12 protein-coding genes and 1 pseudogene are annotated in these 14,008 nt (G+C 67.8%); 4 read left to right on the top strand and 9 right to left on the bottom strand.

The genetic code is table 11. The features are described from left to right. The 7 genes and pseudogenes from Tchar_RS10090 to Tchar_RS10060 form a co-directional block, all read right to left on the bottom strand. Positions 1 to 187: pseudogene (locus Tchar_RS10090) on the bottom strand (hypothetical protein); the annotation flags it as partial. 46 nt (positions 188 to 233) lie between these two features. Then, positions 234 to 644 carry a type IV pili methyl-accepting chemotaxis transducer N-terminal domain-containing protein gene (locus tag Tchar_RS10085; protein ID WP_161595501.1) on the bottom strand — a complete coding sequence of 137 codons (411 nt, stop codon included), beginning with the start codon at positions 642 to 644 and terminating at the stop codon, positions 234 to 236. A 40-nt stretch (positions 645 to 684) separates the two neighbouring features. Then, positions 685 to 1,437 (bottom strand): 5'-methylthioadenosine/adenosylhomocysteine nucleosidase, encoded by a 753-nt coding sequence (locus Tchar_RS10080; RefSeq protein ID WP_144328902.1) that lies wholly within the window; start codon positions 1,435 to 1,437, stop codon positions 685 to 687. A 21-nt stretch (positions 1,438 to 1,458) separates the two neighbouring features. Continuing rightward, a complete protein-coding gene (locus Tchar_RS10075) occupies positions 1,459 to 3,147 on the bottom strand; it encodes a long-chain-fatty-acid--CoA ligase (protein WP_144328901.1) in 1,689 nt (562 codons plus the stop codon). Positions 3,148 to 3,349: 202 nt separating this feature from the next. Then, complete coding sequence (locus Tchar_RS10070; protein WP_144328900.1) at positions 3,350 to 4,786, bottom strand: NAD(P)(+) transhydrogenase (Re/Si-specific) subunit beta; 1,437 nt, start codon at positions 4,784 to 4,786, stop codon at positions 3,350 to 3,352. Next, positions 4,783 to 5,109, bottom strand: coding sequence for an NAD(P) transhydrogenase subunit alpha (locus tag Tchar_RS10065; protein ID WP_144328907.1), 327 nt, complete (start codon positions 5,107 to 5,109; stop codon positions 4,783 to 4,785). The genes Tchar_RS10070 and Tchar_RS10065 overlap by 4 nt, the downstream gene beginning before the upstream one ends. Before the next feature lie 85 nt (positions 5,110 to 5,194). Continuing rightward, positions 5,195 to 6,343 (bottom strand): Re/Si-specific NAD(P)(+) transhydrogenase subunit alpha, encoded by a 1,149-nt coding sequence (locus Tchar_RS10060; protein ID WP_144328899.1) that lies wholly within the window; start codon positions 6,341 to 6,343, stop codon positions 5,195 to 5,197. Positions 6,344 to 6,666: 323 nt separating this feature from the next. Between Tchar_RS10060 and Tchar_RS10055 the strand changes: the two genes are divergently transcribed. Next, positions 6,667 to 7,164 carry an NUDIX hydrolase gene (locus Tchar_RS10055; RefSeq protein WP_144328898.1) on the top strand — a complete coding sequence of 166 codons (498 nt, stop codon included), beginning with the start codon at positions 6,667 to 6,669 and terminating at the stop codon, positions 7,162 to 7,164. Positions 7,165 to 7,247: 83 nt separating this feature from the next. On the opposite strand, the gene Tchar_RS10050 is transcribed toward Tchar_RS10055, so the two are convergent. Together Tchar_RS10050 and Tchar_RS10045 are read right to left on the bottom strand one after the other, a co-directional pair. Next, a complete protein-coding gene (locus Tchar_RS10050; RefSeq protein WP_144328897.1) occupies positions 7,248 to 8,009 on the bottom strand; it encodes a 16S rRNA (uracil(1498)-N(3))-methyltransferase in 762 nt (253 codons plus the stop codon). 9 nt (positions 8,010 to 8,018) lie between these two features. Beyond that, positions 8,019 to 9,140, bottom strand: a complete 1,122-nt coding sequence (locus Tchar_RS10045) for an aminoglycoside phosphotransferase family protein (RefSeq protein WP_144328896.1) — start codon at positions 9,138 to 9,140, stop codon at positions 8,019 to 8,021. A gap of 87 nt (positions 9,141 to 9,227) precedes the next feature. Between Tchar_RS10045 and Tchar_RS10040 the strand changes: the two genes are divergently transcribed. From Tchar_RS10040 to Tchar_RS10030, 3 genes are read left to right on the top strand one after another with little or no spacing between them, the layout of a single operon-like run. Further along, complete coding sequence (locus Tchar_RS10040; RefSeq protein WP_144328895.1) at positions 9,228 to 11,651, top strand: LPS-assembly protein LptD; 2,424 nt, start codon at positions 9,228 to 9,230, stop codon at positions 11,649 to 11,651. Beyond that, positions 11,644 to 12,966 (top strand): peptidylprolyl isomerase, encoded by a 1,323-nt coding sequence (locus Tchar_RS10035; RefSeq protein WP_144328894.1) that lies wholly within the window; start codon positions 11,644 to 11,646, stop codon positions 12,964 to 12,966. The genes Tchar_RS10040 and Tchar_RS10035 overlap by 8 nt, the downstream gene beginning before the upstream one ends. Continuing rightward, the gene (locus Tchar_RS10030) at positions 12,963 to 13,859 is read left to right on the top strand and encodes a ribosomal RNA small subunit methyltransferase A (protein ID WP_236640419.1); all 897 of its coding nucleotides are present in this window, start codon (positions 12,963 to 12,965) and stop codon (positions 13,857 to 13,859) included. Before Tchar_RS10035 ends, Tchar_RS10030 begins: the two co-directional genes overlap by 4 nt. Positions 13,860 to 14,008 lie beyond the last annotated feature (149 nt).

The following is a 14,008-nucleotide window of genomic DNA, read 5'->3' as shown; positions in this document are numbered from 1 at the left end:
AGGGGTATGGGAGGCGTCATGAACCGATGCACGCTTCTTCCAGCGGGCTGGTGGTGCAGACACTCACGCCAAAGCGCTGGGCCAGAACCCTCATGGGCTCCTTGCTGACCTGGATCTCGGCGCGGATCCTGGGTGTCGTGGTGGCGTTCTTGTGCAGCCTCCAGATGCATCGTTTCAGCTCCAGCATGACCTCTCGGGCCAAGAGTAAACCACGGCGTCGTCCAGTCAACGAATCATCCGAGACACGACACATTCGCGGCACCGGAGGGATCGAGATCCCCTTCGGGATACCAGAGGTGGCGTTGCCGGTTCCAGGTGGTCTCAACGGCAGAGAATCGCTCCCGAATACTCGGGGTCCACGGCACCGCAAGCGGCCGCTGCGGATCCCCCAGGCGCAGCCGCCGCAAGCTCGCCTCGAATTCCGCCACCAGTTCGGCACGCTGTGCCGCTGGCAAGGACGCGCCACGTGCCGCGTCGAGCCGCCAGACTTGCATCCGCAAGCGACCAGCCTCATTGACAGCAGCCGCCCCGCCTTCGAGTTGCCACGTAACCCACAGCGTTACGCCAATGGAGGCCGTCGCGGCCAGCAGTAACCACAAACCGGCGTAGACGAGCTTGGTGGCGATGGTTGAAGTGGTACGCACGGTCTGTAATCGAAGGCTCGTGCCATGCGCCCCAACTGCCTTACAACAGATTGAGCGCCTTGCGCACGATGCGTGCGCTGTAGTGACGGGCCACGTCACGCATGAAGGCTTGGAAGTCGATGTGGGCTTCGTCGTCGGCGCGGTCGGAGATGGTGCGCACCGCGGCAAACGGCGTGCCGTAATCCCAGCACACCTGCGCCACCGCGGCGCTTTCCATATCCACCGCCAGCGCATCGGGCAGGGCCTCACGCAGCGCCTGGGATTCGGCCATGCGCGTGATGAATCGGTCACCGCTGATGATCAGCCCGCGATGAACCGTGGGCCGATGCAGCCCGAAGGCGCGCAGCGTCTCGGCGCTGACCAGCTTGGGCAACCAGGTGACGGCGTCGCGTGCGGCTTCTTCCAGCACCTGCGCCAGCACCAAATCGGCGTCGAAGTGCTGCTTGCCGCTGCCCGGCACTTCCCACTGTGGGAACAAGGGCGCCGCACTCAGGTCGTGCTGCAAGTAACGCGCACCCACGACCACGTCGCCCACCTCGATGCCCGGCGCCAGCCCGCCCGCCACGCCGGTAAAGACGATGTACTCCGGTTGAAAGCGCTCGTGCAACAGCGTGGCGGTGGTGGCCGCCGCCACCTTGCCAATGCCGCACAGCACCGCCACCACCTCGTGCCCCTGCAAGTGGCCTTGCCAGAACTCACGCCCCGCCACCGTGACCTTGTGCTCGTCGGGCATGAGCTGCAAGATTTCCGCCAGCTCTTCGTGTACGGCACTGACGACGGCGATGCGAGACATCGGGCACGCTCCAGAATGGGGTTACTTTTTCTCCCGTAATTCTCGCCGCAAAATCTTGCCCACGGGGGACTTGGGCAGCTCGGTGCGAAACTCGATCACCTTGGGGCGCTTGTAGCCGGTCAGGCGCTCTTCGCAGAAGGCGCGAATCTGCGCTTCGGTCAGCGCCGGGTCTTTTTTCACCACCACCAGCTTGACCGCCTCGCCCGAGTGTTCATCGGGGATGCCGACCGCCGCGCACTCCAGCACCCCCTCACACTGCGCCACCACGTCCTCCACCTCATTGGGGTAGACGTTGAAGCCCGACACCAGGATCATGTCCTTCTTGCGGTCCACGATCTTGAAGTAGCCGCGCTCGTCCATGACGCCGATATCGCCGGTGCGGAACCACCCGTCGGCGGTCATCACCTTGGCCGTCTCCTCCGGGCGTTGCCAGTAACCCGCCATGACCTGCGGGCCGCGAATCGCGATCTCGCCGGGCGTGCCCATCGGCACTTCGTTGCCCTCGTCGTCCATACACTTGAGCTCGGTGCTCGGGATGGGCATGCCGATCGTGCCGGAAAACTCTTTAGCCGTGACCGGATTGCAGCAGGCCGAGGGGCTCGTCTCGGACAGGCCGTAGCCCTCGCAAATGGGGCAGCCGGTGCGCTCCAGCCAGCGCTTGGCCACTGCCGCCTGCACCGCCATGCCGCCGCCCAGCGTCACGCGCAAGTTGCGCCAGTTGACCGTGTCGAAGTCCGGGTGATTCAGCAGCGCATTGAACAGCGTATTGACCGCTGGGAAGCTGTGGAAGGTGTGCTTGGAGAGCTCTTTGAGCACCGCCGAGATGTCGCGCGGATTGGGGATGAGGATGGTTTTGCCCCCAGTGCGCATGCCCAGCATCATATTCACCGTGAAGGCGAAGATATGGTACAGCGGCAGCGCACACACCGCTGTGGGCTGCTCGTGCGGCGGAATCGTCTGGCGTGCGGGCGCTTCCCAGGCCTCGGACTGCAATACATTCGCAATCAGATTGCGGTGCAGCAGCACGGCGCCTTTGCTCACACCGGTGGTGCCGCCGGTGTACTGCAACACGGCCACGTCGTCCGGCCCCACGTCGACCGCGCGATAGACGCCTTTGCGGCCGCGCGCCACGGCGCTGTTGAAGCGCACCGCCCCCGGTAACTCGAAGGGCGGCACCAACTTTTTGACGTGCCGCACCACCAGATTGACGATGAGGCCCTTAGCCCCCAACAAATCACCCATGGCGCACAGCACCACGTGCTGCACCGGTGTGGCAGCGCGACACTGCTGCAGCGTGTGGGCGAAATTTTCGATGATGAAGATGGCCTTGGCGCCGCTGTCCTTGAGCTGGTGCTCCAGCTCGCGCGCGGTATAGAGCGGGTTGACGTTGACCAAGACATAGCCCGCGCGCAGGATGGCCGCCACCGCGATCGGGTACTGCGGCACATTGGGCATCATCACGGCCACGCGGTCGCCGCGCTGCAGTCCCAGGCCTTGCAAGTAAGCCGCCAGCGCCCGCGACAGGTCATCCACCTCCCGATACGTCCACTCCTTGCCCAGGAAGCTGTAAGCGGGCCGTCCGGCATACTTGGCAAAACTCTCCTCCATCAACGCCACCAGGGAACGGTAGGCCGACGGATCGATTTCGGCCGGCACGCCCTCCGGGTAGTGCTTCAACCAGGGCTTGTCGGCAGCGGTCACAGTGCTCATGCGGTCTCCTGCAGGGTGGGCGCGCCAGGCGCGCGCACGCGCCTGACACTGAACTGACGGTGTCCGCCGCATTATTCCCCAAAGCCCTGGCGTTGGCGCACCGCATCAGGGTTTTTCCGAACGATCGTTCGATCTGATTTGACGGGGCGGCGACAGGACAACGGCACAGAGCACTCGCGAATGACCATGCCCGCCATCGCACTCACTCGATGGCCTTGACCATCTCCTCCACCACCTTCTTGGCGTCGCCAAACACCATCATCGTCTTGTCCATGTAAAACAGCTCGTTGTCCAGGCCAGCGTAGCCGGCGGCCATGGAGCGTTTGTTGACGATGACGGTGCGTGCTTTGTACGCCTCCAGAATCGGCATGCCGTAAATCGGGCTGCCTTTTTGCAGCGCCGCCGGGTTGACCACGTCGTTGGCGCCCAGAATGATGGCCACATCGGTCTGGCCGAATTCGGGGTTGATGTCCTCCATCTCGAAGACCTGGTCGTAGGGCACCTCGGCTTCGGCCAGCAGCACGTTCATGTGCCCCGGCATGCGGCCCGCCACCGGGTGGATGGCGTAGCGCACGCTGATGCCTTTGGCGGTGAGTTTGTCGGCCAGCTCCTTGACGGCGTGTTGGGCGCGCGCCACCGCCAAGCCATAGCCGGGCACGATGATGACGCTCTCAGCGTTGGAGAGGATGAAGGCGGCGTCTTCGGCACTGCCGCTGCGCACCGTGCGCTGCACTTGGGCCGCCCCCGCCTCGGCCCCGCCCCCGCCGCCGAAACCACCCAAAATCACGTTGATGAACGAGCGGTTCATCGCCTTGCACATGATGTAGCTCAGGATCGCACCCGAGGAGCCCACCAGCGAGCCGGCGATGATGAGCATGGGGTTGTTGAGCGAAAAACCGATGCCCGCCGCCGCCCAGCCCGAGTAGCTGTTGAGCATGGACACCACCACCGGCATGTCGGCGCCGCCAATCGGAATGATGATGAGCACGCCGAGCACGAAGCTCAGCGCCGTCAGCAGCGCAAAGGCCGCCCACTGGCCGGTTGCAGCGAATACCACGCCCAATGCGATCACCAACAACCCCAGCGCCAGGTTGAGCAGGTGCTGGCCGCGAAACACCACCGGCGCGCCCTGAAACAGGCGGAATTTGTACTTGCCCGAGAGCTTGCCAAAGGCGATGACCGAGCCGCTGAAGGTGATGGCACCCACCGCCGAGCCGAGGAACAGCTCGATTTTGTTGCCGAACGGGATGGCGCCGCCCTTGGGCGCGAGGTCGAACGCCCACGGCTCCACCACCACGGCAATCGCAATGCACACCGCCGCCAAGCCCACCATGCTGTGCATGAAGGCCACCAGCTCGGGCATCTTGGTCATTTCCACCCGCTTGGCCATGATGGCGCCGACGCCGCCCCCGGCCACCAGGCCGAGTGCGACCCAGCCCAGGCCGCTGACTTCGTCGAGCGCCATGCGATCGGCCAGCGTCGTGATCAGCCCGACCGTGGTGACGATGGCAATCGCCATGCCGACCATGCCAAACACGTTACCGCGGATGGAGGTGGTGGGGTGACTCAGGCCCTTGAGCGCCTGGATGAAGCAGACGCTGGCCACCAGGTACAGCAAAACGACGACATTCATGCTCATCGGGCAGCTCCTTCATCGGCCGGGTTGGCCTTGCGCTCTTTTTTCTTGAACATTTCCAGCATGCGGCGCGTGACCAGAAAGCCACCGAAGACGTTGACGGCGGCCAGCGCCACCGCCAGCACGCCCATCGTTTTGGCCAGACTGGTTTCGGTGAGCGCCGCCGCCAGCATGGCACCGACGATGACGATGGCCGAGATGGCGTTGGTGACGGCCATCAGCGGCGTATGCAGGGCCGGGGTGACGTTCCACACCACGTGGTAGCCCACGTAGATGGCGAGCACGAAGATGATGAGATTGAGGATCAGCGGGGAGACGGCTTCCATGGTGGCATCCAGCGATTGGGTTTTTCGGGCCATCGGCGGTGATCGACAGGGACGGCAACGGGGGCGCGGCGCACGTGCATGCTGGTCAGGCGCGGCGCTTGACCTCGCCACCCTGGGTCATCAGGCACGCAGCGACGATGTCGTCATCCAACGGTACCTGAATCGCCGCGCAGCCCTTCGGACAAATGAGCTTGAGAAAATCGAGCACGTTGCGCGCGTATAGAGCCGAAGCGTCGGCCGGTACCAAGGCCGGCAGGTTGGTGTGGCCCACGAGGGTGACGCCGTGCACCTGCACCACCTGGTCCGGCACCGTCAGTGGGCAGTTGCCACCCGGCTGGCCATGCGGGCCCACTGGCCCGCGCCCGGCGGCGATGTCCACGATCACCGAGCCCGGCTTCATGCTGCGCACCATGTCTTCGGTGACGAGCGTGGGCGCCGGACGGCCAGGGATGAGCGCGGTGGAGATGACCACGTCGGCCTGCGCCACGCGCTTGGCCACTTCCGCCTGCTGACGTTGCAGCCAGCTCGCGGGCATCGGGCGCGCGTAGCCTCCCACGCCTTGGGCGCACTCGCGCTCTTCCTCCGTCTCGTAAGGTACGTCGATGAACTTGGCCCCGAGCGACTCGACCTGCTCTTTGACCGCTGGGCGCACGTCCGACGCTTCGATGACGGCACCGAGCCGCTTGGCGGTGGCAATCGCCTGCAAACCCGCCACGCCCACGCCCAACACCACCACGCGCGCAGCCTTGATGGTGCCCGCGGCCGTCATCAACATGGGAAACAGGCGCGGGTAGTGGTGCGCAGCCAGCAGCACCGCCTTGTAGCCGGCGATATTGGCCTGGCTGGACAGCACGTCCATGCTCTGTGCGCGCGTGGTGCGCGGAGCCGCTTCCAGCGCAAACGCAGTCACGCCCGCTACGGCTAGCCGCTGCAGCCCTTCGGCGTCGAACGGATTGAGCATGCCGACCAAGGTGGCCCCAGGCCTGAGCAGTCTCACCTCGTCAGGAGCAGGGGCGCGCACCTTCAGCACGAGCTCGGCACTCCAGGCGGAGGCAGCGTCCACGATCTCGGCACCCGCGATGCGGTAGGCCTCGTCGGTGGCGCCCGCCGCCACCCCGGCCCCGGTCTGCACCTGCACCGCATGGCCCTGCGCCACGAGTTTTTTAGCGGTCTCTGGGGTGACCGCGACCCGGGTTTCCAGTGCCGCCGTCTCGGCGGGCACGCCTATGCGCATGGTCGTTCTCCTCGCTCCACATCGTTTAGTGCGGCGACACGGCACGACGCCGCGGCGGCCATCGAGCGCCCGGGCTACCGCGCACGGCGCTCGCGCCCGCTACCGGACAAACGCCATCAGCGTAACGGGTTTTGGCCGCGCACGCCATCGTTTGGCCGACATTTGCGGGTTCGGGTTTTCCCTGATAGGCGGCCGTACAACCGGGCCGCATCGCTTACCCACGGCTCGAATATAAGCAATGGCCAATATTTTTCCGACCCGCGCCGCCGCCGTCTGGGTCTGCGGCCCGCCGCCTGTTTTTGGAGCGCCTATACTGGCGCCCCATGGATACGCGCTGGAAACCAAGTGTCACGGTAGCCGCGATCATCGAGCGCGATGGCCGCTATCTGCTGGTGGAGGAGCACACCCCGGAAGGGCTGCGCTTGAACAACCCGGCGGGGCATTTGGACCCGGGGGAAAGCCCGGTGCAGGGCTGCATCCGCGAAGTACTGGAGGAAACTGCGCACCGCTTCACCCCGACGGCGTTGCTGGGGGTGTATTTGTCGCGCTTGCAGCGCCCCAGCACGGGAGAAGACATCACCTACCTGCGACTGGCTTTTACCGGTGCATTGGGCGACGCAGTGACCGGCCGTGCGCTGGATCATGGCATCGTTGGCCTGGTTTGGCTGACGCTCGACGAAGTGGCCGCCAGCCGCGAGCGTCACCGCAGTCCGCTGGTATGGCGCTGCATCCAGGACCATGCCGCCGGGCGCCGGCTGCCCCTGGACGCCGTGTACACCGATGCCTCGGTGACGGCCTTGGGTGCCATGGCGGCGTGCTGAAACGCGCGACCGCCATCCCAACACGACTGCCACCTCGACCGCGGCCCGCCCCACAACGCAGCCTCGATCGGCACGCGACTGGCTCAGGTGAGCCCGAGCAGGCAAAGCGCCGCCAGCGCAGCGGTTTCGGTGCGCAGCACGCGTGCCCCCAGCGACAGCGGCTGCCAGCCGGCCGCTCGCAGCGCCTGCTCTTCGGCCTCGGTCAGGCCGCCTTCGGGGCCGATGAGGAGCCGACAGGGGTCACCCGACGGGGTCGGCGCCCATTGGCGCAGCGCCAGCGCATCGGCCCCCAAGGACAAAAAGGCATTGGCCGCTGGCGCCGCGGTCGCGCCGCCCACCACCGCCGCGTCCCATCCCTCGGCCAGCGCCTGGGCCAGGGTGCGCACCGGCAGCACCGGTGGCACCCGGTTGCCACCGCACTGTTCGCACGCCGCCACCGCCACCGCTTGCCAGTGCGCCACTTTTTTGGCGGCCCGCTCGCCGCTCAAGCGCAGCACGCTGCGCGCCGTCATCAGCGGCTGCACGCTGGCCACGCCCAGTTCGGTGGCTTTTTCCACCAACCAGTCCATGCGCTCGTTGGCGGGCATGGCCACGGCCAGATGCACGGCGCGCGCGGGCTCGCGCTCGACGGCGTGGTGCGCCTGCACGCACACCTGCACCGCCTGACGAGTGATGGCGGTGATGCGCGCCGACCATTCGCCGCCAAGCTGCGGGTCGCCAAACAGCGTCAGGGCGTTACCCGGCTGCAGGCGCAGCACCTGCACATGGCGGCTGGCCGCTGCGGGCAGGGTTACGGTTTGGCCTGGACGCAGGGCCTCGGGATGATAGATGCGCGGCGCCGCCATGGTGATGCGTCAGCCCAAACGCCCAAAGCTGTAGCCCACTGGCGTCTCGGCGCCTTCGATGGCGTCGAGCAGCTTCAGCAGCGGCCCCAGCTCGCGGTAGCGGGCGGCGGTGTGGCGGATGTAGGCGATGAAGCGCGGCGCATCCGCCAGGTACTGCGGCTTGGCGTCCCGCAGCGTCAAGCGCGCGAAGATCCCCGCCACCTTCAGATGGCGCTGCAAGCCCATCCATTCCACCGCGCGGTAGAAGGTGCCAAAGTCCTGCGACCAGCCCTCGGCGTCCAACAGGCCGACGCGCCGCGCGGCCTCCCAGTAGCGGATGGTCACGTCGAGCACGACTTCCTCGTCCCAGCTCACGAACGCATCGCGCATCAGGCTGGCGATGTCGTAGGTGATGGGGCCGTGCACCGCATCCTGAAAATCCAGCACGCCCAAGCGGCCCTCGGGCCGTGCGGGGTCGAACCCCTCGTAGGGCAGCACCAGGTTGCGCGGCATGTAGTCACGGTGCACCCACACGGTGGGCTGGGCCAGCACGCGCTGCACGATCAGGTCGAAGGTCGCCTGCAAGGTGCGTTGCTGCGTCTCGTCGAGCGCGCAGCCGCGGTGGCGCTCCACGTACCAGTCGGCAAACAGTGCCAGCTCGCGCCGCAACAGCGCCTCGTCGTACGACGGCAATACGGCGGGCTGGCTGGCGCGCTGCCAATCCACCAAGGCGGCGATGGCATCTTTGAAGTAAGGCAAAGCCGCCTCGGGTCGGGCCGGGTCGAGCACCTGCAGCAGCGTCTGCGGCCCGAGATCGGTGAGCAGTAAGAAACCGTGCGCCTCGTCCCAGGCCAGCACCTCGGGCACGCGCACCCCGGCGCCGCGCATCAGGGCCGCCACGCGCACGAAGGGCCGGCAGTCCTCGTGCGCCGGCGGCGCGTCCATCACGATGCAGCTGCCGCCACCGGCTTGCTGGGTGCGGTCGATACGGAAATAGCGCCGAAAACTCGCGTCGGCACTGGCCGGGCGCAGGGTAGGGATCAGCAGGCTGTGATGGGGCGCGACGCTTTCGAGCCAACGCGCAAAGGCGCCGGCGCGGTCGGCATCGGCCCATGTGATGGCAGCCGCGGAGGATGCAGTGGATACGCTCATGGATAATCGGCAGCATTCTACGGAGTCGCCATCCCCCACCCTGATGAGGCCCCTTTCGTGCGCTGCGGTGAGCTCCTCGATCCCCTGATGCCCTCCGGCGTTGCGGCCCGCGCCAGGCCCGGTGCCGTGCGCCCCTCGCGGCTGGCGGGGGCGTTGGCGGCCACCCTGGCGCCGTGGGCAGCAGCGCAGTCGCTGGCGTTGCAGCCGTCGCTGGCGCTGGAGGAGGCGCTGCCGCCGGCAGTGCGCGGGCAAGTGCCGGCGGTGGTGGAGGGTGCGCGCATCCACGGACAGGTGGACGGCACGACGGTGGTGCAAGGGCAGGCCGTACTGCGGCGGCACGACGTGCTGTTGCGGGCCGAGCGCTTGACGCACGATGCCCGCACCGACCGAGCGACGGCCGAAGGGCAGGTCCGCGTGGTACGCGCCGGCAACGTCTTCGAGGGCGAACGCCTGAGCCTGCAACTCGACACCTTTGCCGGCCAGTTCGACACGGTGCGATTTGCCTTTTTGCGCAACGGCGGCCAGGGCGAAGCCAGTCGGGTGGTTTTTCTGGATGAGCAGCGCGCCGTGGCCTACGACGTGCGCTACAGCACCTGCACACGCCCGGCCAGTGGCCCTTGGACGCCGGCATGGGCCGTCACCGCCGACGAAGTGTTGTTCGACCAGGGGGCCAACAATGGCGAAGCGCGGGCCGGGCGGCTTGAATTTCAGGGCGTGACCGTGCTGGCTGCTCCGTGGATCAGTTTTCCGCTATCGGATGCGCGCAAGAGCGGGGTGTTGCCGCCCACCCTCAACCTGGACAACCGCAGCGGCTTGGAGACCACGCTACCGTATTACTTCAACCTGGCCCCCAACCGCGACGCGACGCTGTACCCAACGCTGATGACACGGCGCGGTCTCGACCTGGGCGGCGAATACCGCTATCTGGAGCCGACTTACGCTGGTCAGCTGCGCGCGGCCTGGATGCCGAGTGACCGCCTGCGTGACCGCGATCGCTGGGCTTACGCGCTGCAGCACCAGCACGCCCTGCCGACTTCGGCATGGCTGCCTGGAGCGGGCCTGCGACTTCACCTCAACCGCGTCAGCGACGACGACTACTGGCGCGACTTTCCGCGCACCAGCGTCATCACCCATCTGTCGCAACGCTTGCTGGACAACCACGTCGCGCTCAGCGGCGGGCACGGCGCCTGGAGCTACAGCGTGCTGGCGCAGCGCTGGCAGACCCTGGGCGCGGCAGCCAGCCTGACATCGATTCAAAGCGAGCAGATCGTGGCGCCATACGACCGGCTGCCGTCGCTGGCGCTGCGTTGGGCGCCCCGCCTGGACGATGAGGCGTGGCAGCTGCGCGCCGATGTCGAGGCCACGCGCTTTACCACCCGGCGCCGCCCCACCGTGTGGGATGGCATCAGCCTTGGCGATCAACGCACCGATCTCGGTGCCACGCGCACCCTGGGCACCGTACGCTTGGGCCGGCGCTGGGAGGCGCCGTGGGGCTATATCGAGCCCAGCCTGCGCTGGCACCTGCGCCACTATGCTTTCGAGCAGCCGCTGGGCGACGGGCGGCGCAGCGCCAGCTACGCCTTGCCGACGCTGGCGCTGGACAGCGGCCTGACCTTCGAGCGCAACACCCGGCTGTTCGGGCGCGCGGTGGCACAAACGCTGGAGCCGCGCGTCTTGCTGGCGGCCACACCGTATCGCGACCAGCGCCTGTTGCCGGTGTACGACAGCGCCGCCTACGACTTCAACTTGGCCACCATCTTTTCGCCCAATCCGTATGGTGGCAACGACCGCATCGCCGATTTGCGCGCGCTGACCTACGGCGTGACGAGCCGGCTGTACGACAGCGCCGATGGACGCGAGCTGCTCACGGTGGGGCTGGCGCAGCGCCTGCGCCTGAGTGAGCAGCGCGTCACACTGCCCAACGAAGGCAGTGCGGCCGAAGGGCGCAGTGACGTGCTCATCGGCGCCAGCGTGGCCTTGACCCCGACCTGGAGCGCCAGTGGCACGTGGCAGTACAACACCGCCCGCCGCACTTCGGTGCGCACGGTGCTGTCGGCACGCTACCAGCCCGGGCCGTACCGCACCTTCCATGTGGCCTACCGCAACAACGAAACCACCGTCACGCGCAGCCAGCAGCTCGACTTGGCGTGGCAGTGGCCGCTGGCCGCGCTGTGGGGCGACCGCCCCCTGACGCCGCGCCCCGGCCAGGCACTGGGGCCGCAGCAATGGTACGGCGTTGGCCGCGTCAACTACAGCTTCACCGACCGGCGCCTCATCGACCTGGTGGCCGGCTTCGAATACGATGCGGGCTGCTGGCTGGCGCGCGTGGTGCTGGAGCGCCAACAGCTCAGCGCCAGCAGCGCCAGCCAGCGCGCGCTGTTCCAGCTGGAGTTTTCTGGCTTTTCGCGCCTGGGCACCAACGCGCTGCAGGCGCTGCGCGCGCACATCCCGCGCTACCGCTACCTGCGCGAAGACGTCAATCCGCCCAGCCGTTTCGAACGTTATGAATAAGTCCACCCCCATTGCCGCTGCCGTCGCCGCTGCGCTGGCCGCCGCCATGCTACTGACCTCAGCGCCGGTTGCCGCGCAACCGCGCACGGCCGCCGCGGCCACGGCGGACTATGTCGTCGTCTTGATCAACGGCGAGCCAATCACCTTGAGCGACGTGCGCCGCCGGCTGGCCGAACTGAACCTGCCCGCCGACTTGCCTGCCGCCGAGCGCGCCGCGCTGCCGCAGCGGGTGCTGGAGCGCCTGATCGACGAGCGGGTACTGCTGCAGTGGGCGCGCGAGAGCGGTCTGCGGGTGGAAGACAGCGCCGTCGATGCGGCCGAGGCCGAAGTCGCGCGGCGCAACGGCTTGACGGTGGCGCAGCTGCGCGAGCGCCTGCCCAGCGCCGGGCTGACGGTGACGACCTTTCGCGACAATCTGCGCAACGAACTGTTGCTGCAGCGCCTGCGCGAGCGCGAAGCAGCTCGCGTGCGCGTCACCGAAGCCGACATCGATGCCGCGCTGCGCGAGCAGCAAGAAGGCAACGACCCGGCGCGCACCGTGCTCGAACTGGCGCACGTGCTGATTCCGGTGCCGGAGAACGCCCGGGCCGAGGACGAAGCACGCGCGCGCGCCTTGGCCGAGGACGTGACACGGCGGGCGCGCGCCGGTGAGGATTTCGCCGCGCTGGCACGCCAGTACTCGCGCGCGCCGGAGGCTGCCCAAGGGGGGCGGCTCGGTTTGCGCACCGCCGACCGTTACCCGACCCTATTTTGGGAGGCGGTGCGCGCCGCACGCAGCGGCGACATCGTTGGGCCCTTGCGCAGCGGCGCCGGGTTTCACGTGCTGCAGGTGCTGACGCGGCGCGCGGCCGACTGGCCCGACCCGGTGGTGACGCAAACGCGCGTGCGCCACATCCTGCTGCGGGCCAGCGACGAGGCCGCGCAGCGTGCCGCCAGCGAGCGCCTGCGGGCCCTGCGCGAGCGTATCGTCAGTGGACAGATCACGTTCGAAGCCGCCGCGCGCGAGGTCAGCGAGGACGGCTCGGCACGCGACGGCGGCCTGCTGGGCTGGGCCAGCCCCGGGCTGTTCGTGCCGGAATTCGAGCAAGCCATGGACGCGCTGCCCGTTGGCAGCGTCTCGGCGCCGGTGGTCACGCGCTTCGGGGTGCACCTGATCGAGGTGCTGGAGCGCCGCCGCGTCGAGCGCAGCGCGCGCGAGCAGCGCGAGGCCGTGCGTGCGGTGCTGCGCCAACGCAAGGCCGATGAAGCGATACAGGAGCTCGTGCGCGAGCAGCGTGCACGCGCCTTCATCGAGCAGCGCGAGCCCCCGCAGTGAAGCCGCACCGCCCGCCTCTGACCGACGGCCACCGCGCCCGCAAGCGCTTCGGCCAACATTTCCTCAGCGACCCTGCGGTCATCGATGCCATCGTGCGCGCCATCGACCCCGAGCCGGGCGACTGCGTGGTCGAAATCGGCCCCGGCCTGGGAGCCCTGACACAACCGTTGATCGACCGACTGGGTCGGCTGACCGTCGTCGAACTCGACCGTGACTTGGCCGCGCGCCTGCGTCGCCTCGCGACGCTGGAGGTGGTCGAGGCGGATGTGCTGACGGTGGACTTCGGCGCCTTGAGTGAGCGTTGCCCGGGCGCGCCGCGCGCCGTGGACACGCGGCCTGCCCCCCAGCCGGTACACGCAGCCAGCCCCCCAACTCCAACCACGCCGCAGCGGCCACGACGGGTGCTGCGCGTGGTGGGCAATCTGCCCTACAACATCTCCACCCCGATTTTGTTTCATCTGTTGCGCTGGGCCGACCATGTGCGCGACCAGCACTTCATGCTGCAAAAAGAGGTGGTGCAGCGCATGGTGGCCGCTCCCGGCACTGCGGCCTACGGGCGGCTGAGCGTGGTGTTGCAGTGGCGCTACGCCATGGAGTCGGTATTGGACGTGCCGCCGACGGCCTTCGAGCCGCCGCCCCGCGTCGACAGCGCCGTGGTGCGTATGCAGCCGTGGACGGAGCCCGCAGCGGTGGACGTCACCCGGCTGCAGGCCTTGGTGCAAGTGGCCTTTTCGCAGCGGCGCAAGTTGTTGCGCCACACCTTGGGGCCTTGGTTGGCTCAGCACGACTACGATGGCGGGTTCGACCTGCAGCGCCGCGCCGAGGAGGTTTCGGTGGCCGAGTACGTGGCGCTGGCCCAGGCCGTGGGCACGGGGTCCGAGCCCCGTGGCTGACGAACGACCGCAATCGGCGGTTGGGACACGCTTGGGCACGAACGGCGGCCGACGCCGCCGCCAGCGCGGCACGGTGCGACGTGCCACCACCCACCGCCACCCGGAGCCTTGCCAGGGTGGAGTGCGCCGGCGCTTACGCCGCGCTGAGC

It is taken from the genome of Tepidimonas charontis (genome assembly GCF_007556685.1).
In the GTDB taxonomy this organism is placed as follows: Bacteria; Pseudomonadota; Gammaproteobacteria; order Burkholderiales; family Burkholderiaceae_C; genus Tepidimonas; species Tepidimonas charontis.
This window is presented reverse-complemented; position numbering and strand designations above follow the sequence as displayed.